We start from the raw sequence: 19920 nt of genomic DNA, 5'->3' as shown, positions 1-19920 counted from the left end.
TATAAATCCCGTTTTTTTTGTAATCGCTTTTTTTTACTATAAGCTATTTAATTTCTCAGTAACTTCTTTCGCTTTTTCGTCCTCGCCTTTCAGCTGATAATAAAAGCGGAAATTTTCCCAACCAGCACGCTCTTCAGGAGCTAATTCTGTAGCTTTTTCCAAATAAGGTATGGCAGTATCTGCTAAATCATAAGCTTCTTTGAGTTTAGCATTGTACTCGTCCTCTTGATTAGTAGGGATACCACTCGCCTCATTGTAAATATCTCTCGCTTGATTCAATATAACAGCTGCCGCTGCTCCATAGTTACGGGCATCATCATCTTTAGCTTCGATGCCTTTCTTGTAAGCCTCCAGCGCTTTATCAGGCTGCTTAGTAGACTCATAAGCATAACCCAAGTAGAATGGTAAATCTGCGTTACTTGGATCTGCCGCCATTTGTGCTTCAATGTCGCTAATTACATTCTCACTTTTACCAGTTGAGATATTCAAGACAATTTTTTGATTAACAATTTTGGCGCTATCCGGAAAATTCTCCGCCGCTTCATCAATATACTGTAATGCAGCAGTTGTATCACCTTTTCTCAAATAGGCATCGGATAAATTCAAATACGCATCGGAACTTTCTGGAATTAGCTCTTTAAACTTATCAATAGCCTCATCGTATTTTTCACTATTTTGAGCAGCAATTCCAGCATAAAGCGTTAATATTGAATCACCTGGCATATACGTCAAACCATTATTAAAGGCAGTATATGCGGCCTCGAAATCATTAGTTTCAAATGCTTTCACACCATTACCTATTTCATAGTTTGCCAGCAAACTACCTGTACGTTCCAAATTACCTTGTAATTCTTCATCGTCTTCCCCTTCACTCAAACTTTTAGCTTTGGTGAAGGCCTCTCCAGCAGTTTTGTAAGAAGCCTCTGCCTCAGGCTGTTTTTCGGCTTTCTGATTGATAACTGCGTATTCAGAATTGATTAACGCTAAATATGTCCAAGTATCTGGAAGATCTTTTGTTTTATCATGTTCTGAAGCTTTATCAATCGCCTCTTTAGCTTCCCCTAGCTCCTTTAAGGCCAATTCCGGCAAATTTTCTACCGCTCCACCCGTTAGTGTGGCATAAGAATTATATTTATTCTTTGCCTTATTCAGCTCGCCTTTTTGCGCAAAAGCAGCAGTTGAGCTTAATAACAGTGTAGCTAATAAAATTGATTTGATTTTCATCTTACTTTAATTTATGTTAACTTGATTTAACTGATTGTTTACTCTCTCTAATTGAACACTATTACCTGATTTGTCGAACAAAACAGCAAGCGACTTCAATGCATTAACAGCATTAGGGTTAATTTCGTTTGCTTTTAATAGATATTCTTGTGCAACGTATTGTTTCTCCAGATCTGATGTATCTTTCACAAAGTCTTTCAAATACAGTAAACCAAGCTCATAATTGCTATTGTAATCATCAGGGTCCAACTCGAGCGTTTTCTTGAAATAGCTTTCAGCTTTCTCACGGTTCCCCGTCACTTCGTATGCAAAACCCATTAAATAATTTAGGTTAACATTTTCAGGTTCCAAGGCAATCGCCTGATCTTCTAGTGCCACAATAGCTTCGTAAGCGCCATTCACTGCATATAAATTCATCAGTTCAAACAGAATATCTTTATTAGTTGGAAAAAATTCCCGTCCTTTTAAAAGCACATTTTTTGCAGCATTATCGTCTCCTTTATCAAGATGTAACTTTGAGAGTGTCAAAATATAGCTCGGTTTAGCTTGTGATTTATCCTGTATAAAATTATCGTAAAAACCAATAGCGTCATCTTTCCTATCTAAACGATCACTTAATAAAGCTAGGTTATGTTTCGCATTGATATCATCGCCATACTGGTCAACCTTCGTAAATAGATTGAAGGCCTCATCGTAATTATTATTGGTTAAAGCCCTATTAGCTCTGATTAAATAAGCCGCTGCCAACCGTTTTTTAAGATAATCAATCTGAGCACCATTCTCATGATTGAGTTGATCATCGTCTAATCGTGTAAGCATAAATTCCGCTTCATCAATGGGATCCTTTTCATACTTCTGAGTCCTGTTTGAGTCTGCCACAGCTAAACTACTATATACGAGCCCGCGTAATAAGGTATTATCATACGAAGCTGAATCTCTTTTCTCTATATATCCCTGATCTATAAATTTTCTAGCTTCCAATAGATATTTTATATCGCCTGATTTCGTATACCGGGCAAAGTTATTGCTTCCCTCTTTATAATTGGATTGAGCATAACCGTCAAACAAGCCAAAACCTAATAGAAAGGTCGCACAGGCTATGATATATTTTGTACAATGAATAGCTTTCATTTCAATATTTTTTTTGTAGTTGCTATGAACAACTAACTATTTTACCAAAATTTAATCTTCTTGTTCATTGTTTTCAGCTTCTCCGTTTTCTGCATTACCATCCTCATCGGTCACGGGAGACACGTTGACTACAATATCGGTATTTTCTTCAATCTCCTCTTCATCGTGATCAACTTTAGTGACAGATGCAATTTGATCGTTACCTTTTAGATTTATTAAGCGAACTCCTTGGGTAGCTCTTCCCATTACCCTCAATTGGCTAACAGCAATGCGAATAACGATACCGGACTTATTGATGATCATTAAGTCCTCATTATCTGAAACATCTTTAATAGCAACAAGTTGGCCTGTCTTTTCGGTAACATTTAAAGTTTTCACCCCTTTACCACCCCTGTTAGTTACCCGATAATCGTCAATATCTGTACGTTTTCCATACCCCTTTTCAGAAACAACCAACACTGTTACTTCTTTATTGTTAACACTAATCATGCCAACAACCTCATCTTCTGCAGATGCTAAGGTTACACCACGTACTCCTGTTGCCGTTCTTCCCATCGGTCGAACTGTAGATTCATTGAATCGAATTGCTCTACCTGATCGGAGGGCCATTACGATCTCACTATCGCCATTCGTCAGGCAAGCTTCCAACAGCTGGTCACCATCATTAATATTGATTGCATTAATACCATTAGCGCGTGGACGGGAATAGGCTTCTAATGAAGTCTTCTTGATAGTGCCCCTTTTTGTACACATAATGATGAAATTATTCTCCAAATACTCTTGATCTTTTAAATTTTTCACCCTGATATATGCTTTGATTTTTTCCTCCTTAGGGATATTAATGATGTTTTGTATAGCTCGGCCTCTGGATGTTCGAGTTCCTTCCGGTATCTCAAAAGCCCTTAGCCAGAAACAACGTCCTGCCTCGGTGAAGAAAAGCATATAATTATGTGAGGACGCCGTAATGATATGTTCTGTAAAATCCTCTTCTTTAGTGTTCGACCCTAACGACCCCTTCCCTCCTCTAGCCTGTATACGATACTCCGTTAAGGGGGTACGTTTTACGTAACCCTCATGTGAAATAGTGATTACAATCTCTTCATCATCAATAAAATCCTCCATGCGCATATCTTCTGCAGAATGCACAATCTCCGAACGGCGGTCATCTCCATATTTCTCTCTAACCTCAAGCAGTTCATCTTTGATGATCTTCATTCTCAACGCCTCGTCAGCCAACACAGATTTTAAATAATCAATGGTTTTCATCAATTCGGCATATTCCTCCTTTATCTTGTCGCGTTCAAGTCCTGTCAACCTCCGAAGCGTCATGTCCAAAATAGCTCTTGCTTGTACATCAGACAAACCAAACTTCTCCATCAAACCAACACGGGCATCCTCTGGAGTATCAGATGAACGTATCAATTGGATAACTTCATCCAGATGATCAAGTGCTATTAACAAACCTTCTAGAATATGCGCTCGCTTTTCGGCTTCAGCAAGCTCAAATTTAGTACGGCGAATAATCACCTCATGGCGATGCTCGACAAAATAGTGAATCATGTCTTTCAGATTCAACAACATTGGTCGGCCATGAACAAGCGCTATATTATTTACACTAAATGATGTTTGTAAAGCTGTATATTTAAAAAGGTTATTTAACACGATAGAAGCGTTTGCATCCCGTTTTATGTCATAAACGATACGCATACCTTCACGATCAGATTCATCCCGTATGGCAGAGATACCTTCAATCTTTTTTTCATTCACCAGATCGGCAGTACGTTTAATCATATCTGCCTTATTAACCTGATATGGAATCTCGGTAACAACAATGGTTTCTTTATCATTTTTAGAGACTTCGATTTCAGCCCTGGCACGCATAACCACACGCCCCCTTCCGGTTTCAAAAGCATCTTGAACCCCCGAGTACCCATAAATCACACCTCCGGTAGGAAAATCAGGAGCCTTGACATATTGCATCAATTCACTTACTTCAATATCTCTATTATCAATATAAGCTACTGTGCCATCAATTACCTCACTCAAATTATGCGGAGCCATATTAGTGGCCATACCCACGGCTATCCCTGACGCACCGTTTACCAATAGGTTTGGTATCTTGGTAGGTAATACGGTCGGTTCCTGAAGTGAGTCATCAAAATTCAGTTGATAATCAATGGTGTCTTTATTAATATCAGCCAACATTTCTTCGGCAATCTTCTTCAGTCTAGCCTCCGTATAACGCATGGCCGCCGGACTATCGCCATCGATCGACCCAAAGTTTCCCTGTCCGTCTACTAATGGATATCGTAAACTCCAATCTTGTGCCATACGCACCATAGTATCGTAAACAGATGAATCACCATGGGGGTGGTATTTCCCTAATACATCACCCACAATACGCGCTGATTTCTTATAAGGTTTACCACTGGTTACACCCAAATCCAACATGCCATACAATACCCTCCGATGTACAGGTTTTAATCCGTCTCGCACATCTGGCAAGGCTCTTGAAACGATTACCGACATTGAATAATCAATGTAGGCGGATTTCATTTCCTCTTCTATACTAATAGGGATGATCCGGTCATTAGCCGGCACCAAATTATCGTCATTTTCTGTTTCGTCAGCCATACTAATTTTTAGTTCGTTAAAAACTATTTCGCTTTTTTACGCATGCGAAATTAATAAAAATCTTTGATTATCGGGCATTGAGTAATTTACGGGGGGTCCATGCTTTATATTGAAGCTCACATGCGCTCAACCATTTATACATTAACTAATACCCACCCAATCTACTCCCTTCTTGAGCCAAGATAAAGTCCTTTCCTCTTCCGAATCACGTGGCGTCTGATAGTTATACTTCCAACGAGCCTGTGGTGGTAAACTCATTAATATAGATTCAATTCTACCATTGGTTTCAAGTCCGAACTTGGTACCTGAATCGTACACCAAATTAAATTCCACGTAGCGACTCCTCCTAAGGTATTGCCATTCTTTATGTTGTGCAGTAAACACCTTATCTTTACTCTTGGCGATAAGCTCGGTATAAATTGGTAAAAAACTACGTCCTAAAGCCTTAGAGAAATCAAAAATGTGTTCATAATCTAGACCTGTGCCCTCAGGCTGTAAACGATCATAGAAAATACCTCCTATGCCTCTTGTTTCATTCCTGTGCTTAATAAAAAAATAATCATCTGCCCAGTCTTTAAATCGTTGGTAGAATGCCGGGCTGAACTCATCACAGATTTTTTTTAGGTATTGATGAAAAAAAACAGCGTCCTCAGGAACAACATAATGGGGCGTCAGATCAATTCCACCTCCAAACCATCTAGTCTCTTCGTTTAACTCAAAATAGCGTATATTCATATGAATAATTGGAACCCACGGATTTCCTGGATGAATAACAATCGACACGCCTGTAGCAAAAAAATCGTTTTCGTCCACTTTAAACGCCTTTTTAATATTTTCGGGCAACTTACCATATACAGCGGAAAAATTAACACCCCCTCTTTCAATTACGTTTCCTTCTTGTAGGATACGGGTACGCCCTCCTCCCCCTCCTTCCCTTGACCACAATTCTTCTTCAAAATGTTCGGCTCCATCTGCCTTCTCCAACCCACTGCAGATTTCATCCTGAATCTGCTGATAGGTCGCAGCAATTTCTTTTTTGTCAATCATATCAGACAAAGATAGCAAATTAAGAGTCTATTACCGACAATAAACACTATCAGAGAAACATCATGCATATCATATTTATACGACTGTCATATCTTCTAAAAAGGCTAATACCGCAGCTTTTTCTTTCCAGAAGAGTTGTACCATTGAAAATTCGTATACCACCACCAACCGATATAACAAGATTTACGTGAGGCTCAAGTGACCCCTCTAAACTAATAGGTTTATTATACAGATTTTATTGTAAAATGATAAGTATTTTTTCCAATTATATTACAATATTTCTATTAAAATTAAACTAAAAATCCCGTGAGTCCATACGAATCCCTACCCCCTTTATTATATCAAGACAAATATTTATATCAATATTATATTAATACACTTACTATCAATGAAATACATCAAACAAAGTAAATCACTAATGAATACCATTTTTTAATAAAGTGGAATAGGCTTATCTTTGCGTTATCATAATTTAGGTTTATAATTGGTTAGTAAAGCCCTTCAATCTCCCCGGTTGAAGGCTTTTTTATTTTAGGAAAACTCAGCAGCATATCAATCTATTCTAAAACTTTACATTTGTTATATTATTTCCGTGATAATAAGCAACATATTATTCTTCTATATAATCTAAATCCTTATCGAAACTCTCTTTTAGCTGACTTAAAGCAAAAATAGCAATCCCCGACAGTAAACAGATCATGATCAAGGCAGCTTTAAGGATGTCAAATTGGTGTACAAAAAACTCGAACAGAAAAGTACTTGGAATAAGCGCTCCACGTACAAAATTTGGTGCTGTTGTGGCCACCGTAGCACGTAGGTTCGTACCAAATTGCTCCGAAGCAATAGTTACGAAAGTAGCCCAGTAACCAACGGAAAAACCCATAAAAAAAGCTAACCAGATAAACTTCGTTGGTGTTATCCCCATACTAAAAAGATACCCGATAGAACTAATTAAGATTAATACCTGAAAGAGAAATACTGCCTTCTTCCTAGACTTGGTAAGTTGGGCATAAAGCCCTGCAAATATGTCTCCCAAGGAAATACCTATATATGCGTACATAATGCCCTTTCCAGCGCTTAACGTTTCCTCTGCCCCCAGCGCTTTGCCAAACTCTGGAGACTGTGTTATTAATATGCCTACAACAAACCAAATGGGTAAGCCTATAAACAAGCAATATATATATCGTAAAAAGCGGTCCCGTTTTTCAAACAACATAAAAAAGCGGCCCCTGACAACATCTTTACTATTTGGCTGCTTAATAAATAGTCCTGACTCGAAGGTTCCAACACGCATCAACAATAACAAAACACCCATGCCCCCACCAACAAGATAAGCATTTCTCCAATTGAAATGTTCCGACACATAGAACGCCGCCACCGCTCCAAGGACACCTATACCGGCAATCAACATGGTACCATAGCCTCTTTTATTTCTGTCCATACTCTCACTCACTAACGTAACCCCAACTCCTAATTCTCCTGCTAAACCGATACCTGCAATGAACCTAATCCAAGCGTAAGCATGGATATCCTGCACAAAACCGTTGGCAATATTAGCCAACGAATACATGAGAATAGATCCGAATAGAACTTTAACTCTTCCATATTTATCCCCCATAATACCCCAGAGAATTCCACCAAGGAGTAGACCGCCCATTTGCATATTCAACACATATTCTCCATCTGTACGCATCAAGGCTTCTGGTACTCCAATATCTTTAAAGCTTTGCATCCTCACGATAGAAAATATAACCAGATCATAAATATCAACGAAATACCCTAGAGAGGCAACCAAAATAAGCAACCATACTCTTGACTTTCGCTTCTTGGCAATAGTTTGTTCCATATAATTAGTTTGATAATCAATTACGAAAATAGAAAATTTCTCAATAGCCGCGAGAGATCAATGGCGTGAAGTATTTAGTTAAGCTTAACCTAGGGTGTTGCTAAATAAGACACACTCTTTACAGATTAAAATGTGCACGAATAAAAAAAACTTCTTACTTTAGCCTGTGACAAGCGGAGCGGATATTAACCCCTTGTGTGTATTTTTAATCGATATTCATGAAAGCTTCCGAACGAACATTAAAGTGGGTAATGCGTTTATATCCTCCATTATTTTTTCAACGCATCTGGGTACAAAAGTTTCATAAAGGATTCTTGGGAGTAGACGTCAAAATCGCTCACAGTATGTTTAATAGGAACTATAACTCTTCTATTTTTGGCGGCACCATTTATGCTGCCGCCGACCCTTTTTTTGCTTTGTTATTTGACCAAATCTTCAGAAGAAAGGGATACCAGACGAGAGTATGGCTCAAAAGTGCCTCAATCAATTACTTGAAACCTGGAAGGACTTCTCTGTACTTTCGTATTAAGATTACCAACAAAGATATAGAAAGGGCAAAAAAAGATTTAGATACACTGGGCAAATTCATTCAGGAGTTTCCATTGGAAATTAAAGATAAACACGGAAATTTATGTGCGACAGTAACAAATGAGGTATACGTCAGGAATTTAAAGTATAACAAGGAGCATCCAACAGTTTCTTATTAATCCACCGGTAAAGGTTAAGTCTGACGACACTCACCTCAACTATTGATCAGAATAATAAACAATAAATAGCTTATGCAGCTCACTTACTATTTAAGGACAACTTAGCTTTGCGGTCTTATTGTCAACATAGACAAGAGTCGATCAATAACCGAGCGTACGCGAGCTCATTAGTGTTATAAAAAACAAAATATCAATAATTTATATAGATGAAAATAAAAGCTGCTATTTTACAGGGAGAAGGAGAACAGCTGGATTTTAAAAACAAAATCAGCAATGAAAGTAAAATTGCCAAAACCTTGGTTGCCTTTGCAAACAATAAAGGCGGGCGACTATTGATTGGTGTAGCAGATGATGGTCAAATAATAGGCGTAAAGAATGAGGATGAAGAAAGATACATTCTTGAAAAAGCTGCCCATCGATACTGCAGACCTGCCATAGAAATTAAGTTTGAAGAAGCAGCTATTGACGACAAACTGGTCTTAATTGCAGAAATTCCAGAAAGCGATGTAAAACCACATTATGCTCTTAACGAAGATGGCAAATGGTGGGTATATATCCGTGTAAAAGACAAAAGTTTACTTGCTGGAAAGGTTGTGGTAGACGTACTGAAAAGGCACACAACTTCTGATGGCGTTTTAATCACCTATACTGATAAAGAAAAACAGCTTCTTAACTATCTGAATGAACATGATAAAGTACTATTGATAGATATTTGCAAACACCTTAAGCTCTCAAGAAGAAAGACCCAACGTTTGCTGGTAAATATGATTTTAGCGGGTATCGTAAAAGTAGATACGACAAAAGAAGCTGAATTTTATATGCCTGTTGCTATTTAACGACTGCTACCTTACATTAATACATCCTTTTTTTATAGGTTTGCAAATGATTTGAATTTGCACTAAAATAAATACGCATATGAAACATTCTCTTTTATATTTAGCAATTGCACTAACCTCATTATCGGCCTGCAACAACATTGCTAATGAGAACCAACAATTGCAGGACGAAGTAATTGCTGTTCACGACTCTATTATGCCTAAAATGGGGACAATTGTACGAGACAACCTGAAGGTAAGTATTTTACTAACTAAAATGGATAGTCTTAAAAAGATTAATCCAGCTCTAGATACAACACTTGAAAAGGAGAATTTAGCAAACTTACAAGAAAAATTAAAAGAGGCTAATGAATCGATGACGGATTGGATGCACGAGTTTGACGCCGATCAAGAAGATAAAACTCCCGAAGAAGTCCGCAATTACCTACAGGGAGAGCTAGGGAAAATACAAGAGGTCAAGGTTAAATTTGCTAAAGCAAGCGCAGAAAGTCAACAAGTATTAGAAAAGTACAAATAGCCATATAAAATGTTATCATTTCTTAAAAACTATATTGCTGCCTTATTAGTTATACACTTATTTATAGGCTGTAATAACACAGAAGATAAACTACCGGTTCTTGGAGAAAGAGAAACCATCACCAAAGAAATTGACGGAAAAACAGTGATAGATACTGTTTACCAAACAATTCCTGATTTTTCTTTTGTAAACCAAGATAGTATTGTTATTAACAATAAAACATTCAACAATAGCATTTATGTTGCTGATTTTTTCTTTACTTCTTGTCCGAGTATTTGCCCTATCATGAGTAAAAATCTCCTAAAGGTACTGAAAAAGTATAAGGGCAACGAAGAAGTTAAAATACTTTCACATAGCATTGACACGAAATACGACACGCCATGGGTGCTCAAAAAATACGCTAACAAACTGGGCGTTGAAGGAAATCAATGGCAATTTGTACATGGAACTGAAGAAGCTATCTATGGTATGGCAAATCGTTACATGGTATATGCCAAGGAAGATGAAAGTGCTCCGGGTGGATTCGAGCATCAGGGTTGGTTTATTTTAATAGATAAAGAGAAAAAAATACGTGGAGCATATGATGGTACCGACGACGAGCAGGTTGCGCAACTTTTAAAAGATATGGACATCTTATTAGAAGAATATCGATAGCCATGTTGTCCAAATCAACCTGTAGCTTGCTAGCTATTTTAACGATAGTTTTAATAATAGGTTCCTGCCAAGGCGAAGAACAGATAAAAAAAGCACAGTTTTTTACAAATGGCAAATCATTGTACACTTCAAAATGTGAGAATTGTCACAATAATGATGGCGAAGGGTTAGGAAATCTATATCCTCCACTAACGGACACAAATTTTATTAAACAACACCGACCAAACCTTCCCTGTATAGTAAAATACGGCATGTCTAAGACCATAACAATAAATGGAAGGGGTTTTGACACAGAAATGCCAGCCAACATTAGTTTGACCGATCAAGAAATAGCTTATATCCTCACTTATGTTGGTAATTCATTTGGCAACGAACTCGGCTTAATCACTACGGAGGAAGTAAATGGATATCTGAAAAACTGTACTATGCAAAACGAGTAAAATAAAATAAGTAACTAAGTGCTAATAGTCGGTATATACTGAAGTTTGCGATATTTAACAGCTCTTCCTTGATAGCTATAATTGCTATTTCCAATTTTAATATTTTTGTAGTAGGTTTGCACCAAAAGCAAGTTGTTCTATCGCCGCACCTTTTGGTGAGGAGGAAAGTCCGGACAATACAGAGCATCTCGCTTCCTAACAGGAAGGTCCTGATAAATCAGGAACGGAAAGTGCCACAGAAAACAAACCGCCCCGATTTATCGGAGTAAGGGTGAAAATGTGAGGTAAGAGCTCACAGCCTTGTATGGCGACATACATTGCGGTAAACCCCGGGAATTGAAAGACCAAATAGGTCCTGAGATGAGGGTTGCTCGCTCTCTTCGCCAGCTGGCGAACTTAGGATGGGTAGGTCGTTAGACCTTATGAGTAATCATAAGGCTAGATAAATGATAGAAATCTGCGATTGTCAGATACAGAATCCGGCTTATAAACTTGCTTTTTTATATCGAATATAACGATTCAGCATATTAAAATTGCGTGGTTATTCGCAATAAACAATTATGGCTAAAATATTAATCATTGATGATGAGCGTGCGATTAGAAGCACCTTGAGGGAGATTTTAGAATACGAAGATTATCAGGTAGTAGACGTAGATAATGGTCTTGATGGACTTGAAGTCATCAAGAAAGACACCATTAACCTCGTGCTATGTGATATTAAGATGGGCCGTATGGACGGCATGGAAGTGCTAACAGAAGCCTTAAATATCAAACCAGATTTACCATTTATCATGATCTCCGGCCACGGTACAGTTGAAACTGCAGTGGAGGCAAGTAAAAGGGGTGCTTATGATTTCATTTCCAAACCACCTGATTTGAATCGCTTGTTGATTACCGTTCGTAATGCCCTAGAGCGAGGTACGTTGGTGACCGAAACTAAGGTTCTGAAAAGACGGGTTAGTAAAACCCGGGAAATTCTAGGTGAGTCAGAAGCTATATCTAAAATTAAGGAAACTATTGAACGAGTTGCTCCTACGGAAGCTCGTGTATTGATTACAGGCGCCAATGGAAGCGGTAAAGAGCTTGTTGCCAGGTGGCTACACGAAAAATCGAGCAGAGCCAATTCTCCTCTCATTGAAGTAAACTGTGCTGCCATACCCTCTGAATTAATTGAAAGTGAACTGTTTGGACATGAAAAAGGCTCTTTTACCTCGGCGGTTAAGCAACGTATAGGTAAGTTCGAACAAGCGGATAAGGGCACCTTATTTTTGGATGAAATAGGTGACATGAGTCTCTCTGCTCAGGCAAAAGTTTTACGGGCATTACAAGAAAATAAGATCACACGTGTTGGAGGCGATAAAGAAATAGAAGTAAATGTACGGGTGATCGCAGCGACTAATAAAGATTTACAAAAAGAGATCGAAGCCGGGAATTTCCGTATGGACCTTTACCATCGTTTAAGCGTTATTCTAATACATGTTCCGCCTTTATCCGAACGTAGAAGTGATATACCAATTATTGCAGAACAATTTTGCGAAGAAATATGTTCCGACTACGGTATGCCTATAAAGAAAATATCGAATAGTGGCATTGAGGCTTTAAAATCCTTACAGTGGACCGGAAATATCCGTGAATTACGAAATATGGTAGAACGGCTGATTATCTTAAGTGACAAATCGATTACCGACAAAGATGTTTATGCCTATGCAAACCCAGGTGGCGCTACAACGGCAGACCACTCCTTAGGTACGAATGGTTCTATCAATGGCAGCGAAGACAAAAAAGCTGTTGCATTGAATCATTTTGACCAGTTCTCTTCTTTTCAAGAATATAAAGATCATGCCGAACGTGAATATATCAAGTATAAATTAGAGAATAATGCGTGGAATGTATCAAAAACAGCTGATGATATTGAAATCCAGCGCAGCCATCTCTATAGTAAAATAGAGAAATACGGATTGAAAAGGGAAAATTAATATAATTACTTAGTGAGTTACGATAAAAAAGAGTGCTTTTTTATCGTAACTCACTAATTCCACATAGGATTTTGTGGGAAGCCTGCGACATGTGCATAACGTGGCCCCAAGCTGATGACAGCTTGTTTCCATAAGTTTTCCTCGTCATTTACAAATATTATATCGGGATGATAACTGTTACCTATCATCCAAGTATTTTCTCTAAGCTCTTTTTCTAATTGTCCCTCTCCCCAACCGGAATATCCAATAAAAAATTTAATCTCATCTAACCCAATAGCCTTTTCTTTAATAAGTAACTGCAGTGCTTCGAAATTACCACCCCAGTATAAGCCTTCTCCTATTTCTACACCACTGTTTAATCGATCATAACATTTATGCACAAATTGTACACTATCCTGCCCCACTGGCCCTCCAATGAATAATTGATATTCGGCGTCTGGCATACCGTTCATGACATCTTTTAATAAAAGTGCGCTTGGTTGATTTAATACTAAACCTATACTTTCTTCCTCATGCTCGCATAGTAGAACAACAGAGCGTCTAAAATTTGGGTCCATCATGAAAGGTTCAGAGAGCAGTAAGCTGCCTTTTTGGGGAGTATTGTTGCTAAGCATAAATAAAAAAATTGACGATCCGCTAATATAAATATACAACAAATATTAGACCTAATTGTTGAACCACACTCAGATATCAAGCTAAGTACAAATTTTGCATTCAGATTTCCGTCAATTTATGCATTTTGAGTGTATTAATTCACATGTTTTTTTATGTTTGTAGTTAAACAAGATGTGCAAAAAAAGAAGGATTGCCACTCATGCATAAAGAAACAACTATTAACGCTATCAGAACTGATTACAAAAGATCTAAGCTTACTGAAAATGAAGTTAAAAAAAACCCGATTGAACAATTTAAATTTTGGTTCGAGCAAGCGATTAAAGCGTGTGTTATAGAAGTGAATGCGATGACTTTAGCAACGGTTGATCGCGAAGGTTCGCCTTCAGCCCGTATTGTGTTGTTGAAAGGTGTAGAAGATAACGGTTTTGTTTTCTTTACGAACTATAATAGTCAAAAAGGACAGGATTTGATCGTTAACAACAAAGCCTCTCTAGTTTTCTTTTGGCCTGATCTCGAGCGGCAAGTTCGCATTAAGGGTTTTGTAGATAAGACAAGTAGCGAGGTTTCAGACTCTTATTTTCATTCGCGACCCATTGGTAGTCAGTTAGGAGCCTGGGCCTCGCCGCAAAGTACGATCATTGCTGACAGGGCCGTTCTTGAAAGCAACTTAGAACGGATAACTCAGAAGTACAAAAGCACATCGGTACCACGGCCGCCACATTGGGGAGGATATATTGTACAACCTATAACAGTTGAATTTTGGCAAGGCCGCCCTAATCGTCTGCATGACAGAATTCTGTATACTAAAAAATCAAATTACTGGCTGATTGAACGTCTAGCCCCTTAAACTCATGATAGAACTTAGCGAAATAAAAAATATTCTACAGCGTAAACTCGGAAACGACTGTATAGTTGATGAGAATTTAGAAGGTTTACAGCCTACATTGATAGTACATAGAGACTATATACTAGATGTCTGTAGAGAACTTCGAGAGAATAACGAAACCTGGTTTGACTTTCTATCCTGTATATCGGGGGTAGATTACGGTGTGAATGAAGGTTTCGGAGTAGTTTATCACTTAGCTTCCATCCCCTATAAAACACAGCTTACGTTAAAAGTAAAGCTTGAAAATTTAAGGGACACTTCTGTGTTACCATCTGTAGACAGTGTAAGTACGGTATGGCAAAGTGCTAACTGGCATGAAAGAGAGGCTTATGATTTGGTTGGTATATTTTTCAAAGGTCACCCAGATCTAAGACGTATTCTTTTACCGGATGATTGGCGGGGGTATCCGTTACGTAAAGATTATAAAGATGCCGATGCGTATCATGGCATACCGATTAACTAATTAGCAAGATTAATTTATTATTCCTTTGGATAGCATTCTATCATATACAAGTAAAAGATATGGTTACTGAGACAACGGATACTAACGCAGCATTAAACGCGTATCAGGAGCGGATGACTAATTTAGGTCCTGAGGAAATGATTATCAATATTGGCCCCCAACACCCCTCTACACATGGCGTTTTGCGTTTGGAAGTAGTTTCTGATGGCGAGATTGTAAAGGAAGTAGTTCCTCATATGGGATACCTACATCGTTGTTTTGAAAAACATGCAGAATCGATGAATTACGGAAAAACTATTCCCTTTACTGATCGGATGGACTATTTGGCTTCTATGAATAACAGCCATGCCTTCGTTATGGGGGTAGAACGTATGTTGGGCATTGACAAACAGATACCAAAGCGGATCGAATATATTAGAGTATTGGTGTGCGAATTGAATCGTATTGCTTCTCATTTAATTGCTATAGGTACGTATGGAATAGATATCGGCGCCTTTACACCTTTTATGTGGTGCTTTAGAGACCGCGAACATATCATGAATATGCTAGAATGGGCTTCTGGGTCTCGTATGCTCTATAATTATATCTGGGTAGGAGGTTTATTTTATGACTTACCTATTGGTTTCGAAGAAAGATGCACTGAGTTTGTTAACTATTTTAAACCAAAATTAGTAGAATTGGACGATCTCTTAACAAACAATCAAATTTTTATTTCCCGAACCGCTAATATAGGTGCTTTACCATTGGATGTTGCTATTAATTATGGTTGCTCCGGGCCTATGTTACGCGCTTCTGGATTAAAATGGGACCTGCGTAGGATTGATGAATATTCCGTATATCCTGAGATAGACTTCGATATTCCTATTGGTCAGGGTATAATGGGTGCCAAAGGCGACTGCTGGGACCGCTATAAGGTAAGAGTTGACGAAATCGTAGAATCTGTTAAAATTATTGAGCAGTGTTTGGAACGCTTAAAAAAGGAACTTAAACGTACGCCAGATTTTGATCCCCGAGCCCTTGTTCCCAAAAAGGTCTCCCCAAAAGCGCAGGATTATTATGTACGTGCAGAGAATCCAAAAGGTGAATTGGGATTCTACTTTATCACTGATGGTCGTTTGGATATTCCCAGACGAGTGAAAGCCAGAGGACCAAGCTTTACCAATCTTTCTGTTTTGCCTGAGCTTTCAAGAAATATTCTGATAGCAGACCTAATTGCCATATTGGGTTCGATTGATATTGTATTAGGTGAGGTAGATCGATGATAAGTACAACAAATCTACTTTTTAAGGATCAATTCCATTGGTATATACAATATAAAATACTATTTTTACCGCAAAATTCTTAAATAATGAACATTCACGAATATCAAGGTAAAGCTATATTAAAGAGCTTCGGCGTGCGCATTCAGGAAGGCATTGTTGCTGACAACCCTGAGCAAGCAGTAGAGGCTGCAAAAAAGTTAAAACAAGATTTTAATTCGGATTGGGTTGTTGTAAAGGCACAAATCCATGCTGGAGGCCGGGGAAAGGGCGGCGGTGTGAAATTGGCTAAAAACATCGATGAAGTTAGAGAAAAGTCGAAAGAAATCATAGGCATGCAGCTTATTACACCGCAAACTGGTCCTGCTGGAAAAAAAGTAAATAAAGTGCTCATTGCACAGGATGTGTACTACCCTGGAGCCAGCGAAACCAAAGAATTTTATATGAGTGTTCTATTGGACAGATCGCGCGGACGCAATATCATCATGTATTCTACCGAAGGCGGTATGGATATTGAAGAAGTTGCCGAAAAAACACCCCACCTGATCCAAAAGGAAGAAGTAGATCCTGCCGTTGGTTTACAGGGCTTTCAAGCTAGAAAAATTGCCTTTAACCTTGGGTTAAGTGGAGCGGCATTCAAGGATATGACAAAATTCGTTGCCGCACTTTATAAAGCTTACGAATCAACTGATTCTTCTCAATTTGAAATCAATCCAGTATTAAAAACATCGGACGATAAAATATTAGCTGTTGACGCTAAAGTTAATCTAGATGAAAATGCATTGTACCGCCATCCAGATTACGCAGAATTACGCGATTTATCAGAAGAAGATCCTACTGAAGTAGAAGCAGGACGTTCTAATCTTAACTATGTTAAGTTAGATGGTAATGTAGGTTGTATGGTAAACGGTGCCGGCCTAGCAATGGCGACTATGGATATCATTAAGATCGCAGGTGGCGAACCTGCCAATTTTTTAGATGTAGGTGGTACTGCTAACGCCGAAACTGTAAAAGCTGGCTTTAATATTATCTTAAAAGATCCTAATGTAAAAGCTATCTTAATTAACATATTTGGTGGCATTGTGCGTTGCGACCGTGTGGCACAAGGTGTGATCGATGCTTATAATGAAATAGGAAATATTCCCGTGCCAATTATTGTACGCTTACAAGGTACCAACGCTGAAGAAGCGAAAAAACTGATTGATGAATCAGGTTTGGAGGTATTTTCTGCTATACAATTAAAAGAAGCTGCAGATTTAGTGAGTAAAGTACTTTCTTAAATTCTGGCTATCGGTCTGCCAAAACAACGCATAGCGAAATTTATTTAAGTAAACCTCCGGAAGTAATTTCGGAGGTTTATTGTTAACTATTACAGACGATTTTAATATGTATAATGCTTACCACTCCATGGCGAAAGCCAAGGTTGCATTCAAAAGTATAACATGACACACACAAGAATAAAAGAACTCTTAAACAGTACAGATTACGGCATTGACATTACGCTAAAAGGCTGGATTAAAACATTTAGAAACAACCAGTTTCTCGCCATTAACGATGGTTCTTGTTTAAGTAATATACAGGTAGTTGTTGACTTTGAAAATACCGATGAACGTTTATTGAAACGTTTAACAACCGGGGCGGCCGTCTCCATTAACGGCACCTTGGTAGAATCACTAGGTAAAGGCCAGCGAATTGAAGTAAAGGCAAAAGAAATTGCTGTTTTGGGAGATAGTGACCCCGAGCGTTTTCCGTTACAACCTAAAAAGCATAGCTTGGAATTTTTGCGCGAAATTGCACATTTACGTTTTCGTACAAATACGTTTAATGCTGTTTTTAAGGTACGGAATGCCTTAGCTTTTGCTATTCACAAATTCTTCAATGAAAAGGGGTTTGTTTATTTACACACACCTATTATTACCGGATCCGATGCAGAAGGCGCCGGAGAAATGTTCAAGGTCACGACACTTGATTTTGAAAATCTTCCACGGAACGAAGATGGTCTTATCGATTATAAAGAAGATTTTTTTGGAAAACAGACTAACCTCACGGTATCCGGACAACTAGAAGGTGAACTAGCTGCGATGGCATTAGGTAATATTTACACATTTGGTCCTACGTTTCGCGCAGAAAACTCTAATACTACCAGGCACTTGGCCGAATTTTGGATGGTAGAACCTGAAATGGCTTTTTACGATCTTCACGACAATATGGATTTAGCTGAAGAGCTATTAAAATATGTCATCCGTTACGCACTTGATAACTGTAGTGAAGAGATTGAATTTCTTAAAAATCGATTGACAGAAGAAGAGAAATCAAAACCGCAAAACGAGCGTTCTGCATTGGATTTGATTGACAAATTAAACTTCTGCCTAGAACATGACTTTGAAAGGATAACCTATTCAGAGGCCATTGAAATATTGAAGCGTTCGAAACCAAATCAGAAAAAGCAATTTAAATATGTAATTGATGAATGGGGCACTGATTTGCAATCGGAACATGAAAGATACCTAGTTGAAAAGCACTTTAAGAAACCGGTAATCTTAACAGATTATCCGGCCAACATCAAAGCTTTTTATATGCGTATGAATGAACCAGACGAATATGGTAGAAAGACGGTAAGGGCTATGGATATACTTTTCCCAGGCATTGGCGAAATAGTGGGAGGATCGCAACGTGAAGAGCGGTATGATCGGCTGATCGCGAGAATGGAAGAAATGCATATCCCTGTAGATGAAATGAGTTGGTTTTTAGATACACGGAGATTTGGTTCAGCCCCACATGCTGGATTTGGTCTAGGTTTTGAAAGATTAGTTTTATTTGTTACGGGAATGACTAACATTAGAGATGTTATCCCCTTCCCTAGAACACCAAAAAGTGCCGCATTCTAATCCATCAAACAGTGAGTAACTTATTAAAGGTGGCTATCCCCATTTACTTCTTGATAGATTACTTACTGTTATAAAACCTTTTCTGTCATTGAAGGTTATACGTAATGTCATAAGCATCCGTCATCATTATAATTAACATTATGCTGTTAAAGATATATCCAGAAAACCCTAACGAACGTGCCATCGAGCAAGTGGTCAACGTGCTAAGAAAGGGTGGCATTATTATTTACCCAACAGACACGGTATATGGTATCGGTTGCGATATTACCAATCATAAAGCCATTGAAAATTTATGTAAAATACGTGGGCTAAAACCAGAAAAAGCAAACCTTTCCTTTATCTGCTACGACCTTACCGATATTGCTCAATATACAAAACCTATAGATACCGCCACCTTTAGATTGCTTAAAAAGTCGCTCCCTGGACCTTTTACTTATATTTTCAATGCAAGCAACCAAGTCCCTAAACTTATGAGTTCCAATAAAAAAACCGTTGGTATCCGGGTGCCTAACAATAGTATAGCAAGAGAAATTGTTAAACAGCTAGGTAACCCAATTGTCTCTGCTTCCATACATGATGAAGATGAAATTTTAGAATACTCAACAGACCCCGAGCTTATTCATGAAAAATTTGAACAGCAAGTGAATATCGTTATTGACGGTGGTTACGGAGATAATGAGGCTTCCACGGTTGTTGATTGTACCTCGGGAGATTTCGAAATACTCAGGCAAGGTAAGGGTGATCTAAACCAATTTCTCTAGCAGATATAACTGGTGATGCATATCTATTTGGACACC

General features: G+C 38.3%; 18 protein-coding genes and 1 other RNA gene. 13 read left to right on the top strand and 6 right to left on the bottom strand.

Translation table 11 applies throughout. The annotated features are described in order from the left end of the window. Positions 1-36 precede the first annotated feature (36 nt). The 5 genes from H8S90_RS17560 to H8S90_RS17540 all read right to left on the bottom strand — a co-directional run bounded on the left by H8S90_RS17560 (position 37) and on the right by H8S90_RS17540 (position 7882). Complete coding sequence (locus H8S90_RS17560) at positions 37-1224, bottom strand: lipopolysaccharide assembly protein LapB (RefSeq protein ID WP_187339153.1); 1188 nt, start codon at positions 1222-1224, stop codon at positions 37-39. A gap of 6 nt (positions 1225-1230) precedes the next feature. Beyond that, complete coding sequence (locus H8S90_RS17555) at positions 1231-2355, bottom strand: lipopolysaccharide assembly protein LapB (RefSeq protein WP_187339152.1); 1125 nt, start codon at positions 2353-2355, stop codon at positions 1231-1233. Positions 2356-2406: 51 nt separating this feature from the next. After that, positions 2407-4989, bottom strand: coding sequence for a DNA gyrase subunit A (gene gyrA / locus H8S90_RS17550; RefSeq protein ID WP_187339151.1), 2583 nt, complete (start codon positions 4987-4989; stop codon positions 2407-2409). 141 nt (positions 4990-5130) lie between these two features. Further along, the gene (gene hemF, locus H8S90_RS17545; protein WP_187339150.1) at positions 5131-6036 is read right to left on the bottom strand and encodes an oxygen-dependent coproporphyrinogen oxidase; all 906 of its coding nucleotides are present in this window, start codon (positions 6034-6036) and stop codon (positions 5131-5133) included. 610 nt (positions 6037-6646) lie between these two features. Then, a complete protein-coding gene (locus H8S90_RS17540) occupies positions 6647-7882 on the bottom strand; it encodes an MFS transporter (protein ID WP_187339149.1) in 1236 nt (411 codons plus the stop codon). Positions 7883-8100: 218 nt separating this feature from the next. Here H8S90_RS17540 and H8S90_RS17535 point away from each other — a divergent pair, with 218 nt between their 5' ends. From H8S90_RS17535 to H8S90_RS17505, 7 genes are all read left to right on the top strand, one after another. Continuing rightward, a complete protein-coding gene (locus H8S90_RS17535; RefSeq protein WP_187339148.1) occupies positions 8101-8589 on the top strand; it encodes a DUF4442 domain-containing protein in 489 nt (162 codons plus the stop codon). Between the two features lie 206 nt (positions 8590-8795). After that, the gene (locus H8S90_RS17530) at positions 8796-9425 is read left to right on the top strand and encodes a helix-turn-helix domain-containing protein (RefSeq protein WP_187339147.1); all 630 of its coding nucleotides are present in this window, start codon (positions 8796-8798) and stop codon (positions 9423-9425) included. 79 nt (positions 9426-9504) lie between these two features. Beyond that, positions 9505-9942, top strand: a complete 438-nt coding sequence (locus tag H8S90_RS17525) for a hypothetical protein (RefSeq protein WP_187339146.1) — start codon at positions 9505-9507, stop codon at positions 9940-9942. 9 nt (positions 9943-9951) lie between these two features. Next, entirely contained in the window at positions 9952-10596 is a 645-nt protein-coding gene (locus H8S90_RS17520; protein WP_187339145.1) for an SCO family protein, read from the top strand. Between the two features lie 2 nt (positions 10597-10598). Next, the gene (locus tag H8S90_RS17515) at positions 10599-11036 is read left to right on the top strand and encodes a cytochrome c (RefSeq protein WP_187339144.1); all 438 of its coding nucleotides are present in this window, start codon (positions 10599-10601) and stop codon (positions 11034-11036) included. A 124-nt stretch (positions 11037-11160) separates the two neighbouring features. Then, an RNA gene (gene rnpB, locus H8S90_RS17510) (RNase P RNA component class A) lies at positions 11161-11539 on the top strand. 57 nt (positions 11540-11596) lie between these two features. Further along, entirely contained in the window at positions 11597-13012 is a 1416-nt protein-coding gene (locus H8S90_RS17505; RefSeq protein WP_187339143.1) for a sigma-54 dependent transcriptional regulator, read from the top strand. A 53-nt stretch (positions 13013-13065) separates the two neighbouring features. Here H8S90_RS17505 and H8S90_RS17500 read toward each other — a convergent pair whose 3' ends face one another. Next, positions 13066-13626: a YqgE/AlgH family protein gene (locus H8S90_RS17500; protein WP_187339142.1), complete on the bottom strand. Its 561-nt coding sequence runs from the start codon at positions 13624-13626 to the stop codon at positions 13066-13068. 200 nt (positions 13627-13826) lie between these two features. Between H8S90_RS17500 and pdxH the strand changes: the two genes are divergently transcribed. From pdxH to H8S90_RS17470, 6 genes are all read left to right on the top strand, one after another. After that, positions 13827-14474, top strand: coding sequence for a pyridoxamine 5'-phosphate oxidase (gene pdxH / locus H8S90_RS17495; protein ID WP_187339141.1), 648 nt, complete (start codon positions 13827-13829; stop codon positions 14472-14474). A 4-nt stretch (positions 14475-14478) separates the two neighbouring features. Then, positions 14479-14976 carry an NADH-quinone oxidoreductase subunit C gene (locus tag H8S90_RS17490; RefSeq protein WP_370525653.1) on the top strand — a complete coding sequence of 166 codons (498 nt, stop codon included), beginning with the start codon at positions 14479-14481 and terminating at the stop codon, positions 14974-14976. 113 nt (positions 14977-15089) lie between these two features. Further along, positions 15090-16238 carry an NADH-quinone oxidoreductase subunit D gene (locus H8S90_RS17485; RefSeq protein ID WP_187343088.1) on the top strand — a complete coding sequence of 383 codons (1149 nt, stop codon included), beginning with the start codon at positions 15090-15092 and terminating at the stop codon, positions 16236-16238. 86 nt (positions 16239-16324) lie between these two features. Then, positions 16325-17515: an ADP-forming succinate--CoA ligase subunit beta gene (gene sucC, locus H8S90_RS17480; protein ID WP_187339140.1), complete on the top strand. Its 1191-nt coding sequence runs from the start codon at positions 16325-16327 to the stop codon at positions 17513-17515. A 162-nt stretch (positions 17516-17677) separates the two neighbouring features. Continuing rightward, complete coding sequence (gene asnS, locus H8S90_RS17475; protein WP_187339139.1) at positions 17678-19123, top strand: asparagine--tRNA ligase; 1446 nt, start codon at positions 17678-17680, stop codon at positions 19121-19123. A gap of 140 nt (positions 19124-19263) precedes the next feature. After that, entirely contained in the window at positions 19264-19884 is a 621-nt protein-coding gene (locus H8S90_RS17470; RefSeq protein WP_187339138.1) for an L-threonylcarbamoyladenylate synthase, read from the top strand. The last annotated feature ends 36 nt before the right edge of the window (positions 19885-19920 follow it).

Source organism: Olivibacter sp. SDN3 (assembly GCF_014334135.1).
Classification (GTDB): domain Bacteria; phylum Bacteroidota; class Bacteroidia; order Sphingobacteriales; family Sphingobacteriaceae; genus Olivibacter.
This window is presented reverse-complemented; position numbering and strand designations above follow the sequence as displayed.

Excerpts from the sequence above, each read along its gene's own strand:
- H8S90_RS17560 (WP_187339153.1), bottom strand. The coding sequence starts at position 1,224 with ATGAAAATCAAATCAATTTTATTAGCTACACTGTTATTAAGCTCAACT.
- H8S90_RS17555 (WP_187339152.1), bottom strand. The coding sequence starts at position 2,355 with ATGAAAGCTATTCATTGTACAAAATATATCATAGCCTGTGCGACCTTT.
- gyrA (WP_187339151.1), bottom strand. The coding sequence starts at position 4,989 with ATGGCTGACGAAACAGAAAATGACGATAATTTGGTGCCGGCTAATGAC.
- hemF (WP_187339150.1), bottom strand. The coding sequence starts at position 6,036 with ATGATTGACAAAAAAGAAATTGCTGCGACCTATCAGCAGATTCAGGAT.
- H8S90_RS17540 (WP_187339149.1), bottom strand. The coding sequence starts at position 7,882 with ATGGAACAAACTATTGCCAAGAAGCGAAAGTCAAGAGTATGGTTGCTT.
- H8S90_RS17535 (WP_187339148.1), top strand. The coding sequence starts at position 8,101 with ATGAAAGCTTCCGAACGAACATTAAAGTGGGTAATGCGTTTATATCCT.
- H8S90_RS17530 (WP_187339147.1), top strand. The coding sequence starts at position 8,796 with ATGAAAATAAAAGCTGCTATTTTACAGGGAGAAGGAGAACAGCTGGAT.
- H8S90_RS17525 (WP_187339146.1), top strand. The coding sequence starts at position 9,505 with ATGAAACATTCTCTTTTATATTTAGCAATTGCACTAACCTCATTATCG.
- H8S90_RS17520 (WP_187339145.1), top strand. The coding sequence starts at position 9,952 with ATGTTATCATTTCTTAAAAACTATATTGCTGCCTTATTAGTTATACAC.
- H8S90_RS17515 (WP_187339144.1), top strand. The coding sequence starts at position 10,599 with ATGTTGTCCAAATCAACCTGTAGCTTGCTAGCTATTTTAACGATAGTT.
- H8S90_RS17505 (WP_187339143.1), top strand. The coding sequence starts at position 11,597 with ATGGCTAAAATATTAATCATTGATGATGAGCGTGCGATTAGAAGCACC.
- H8S90_RS17500 (WP_187339142.1), bottom strand. The coding sequence starts at position 13,626 with ATGCTTAGCAACAATACTCCCCAAAAAGGCAGCTTACTGCTCTCTGAA.
- pdxH (WP_187339141.1), top strand. The coding sequence starts at position 13,827 with ATGCATAAAGAAACAACTATTAACGCTATCAGAACTGATTACAAAAGA.
- H8S90_RS17490 (WP_370525653.1), top strand. The coding sequence starts at position 14,479 with ATGATAGAACTTAGCGAAATAAAAAATATTCTACAGCGTAAACTCGGA.
- H8S90_RS17485 (WP_187343088.1), top strand. The coding sequence starts at position 15,090 with ATGACTAATTTAGGTCCTGAGGAAATGATTATCAATATTGGCCCCCAA.
- sucC (WP_187339140.1), top strand. The coding sequence starts at position 16,325 with ATGAACATTCACGAATATCAAGGTAAAGCTATATTAAAGAGCTTCGGC.
- asnS (WP_187339139.1), top strand. The coding sequence starts at position 17,678 with ATGACACACACAAGAATAAAAGAACTCTTAAACAGTACAGATTACGGC.
- H8S90_RS17470 (WP_187339138.1), top strand. The coding sequence starts at position 19,264 with ATGCTGTTAAAGATATATCCAGAAAACCCTAACGAACGTGCCATCGAG.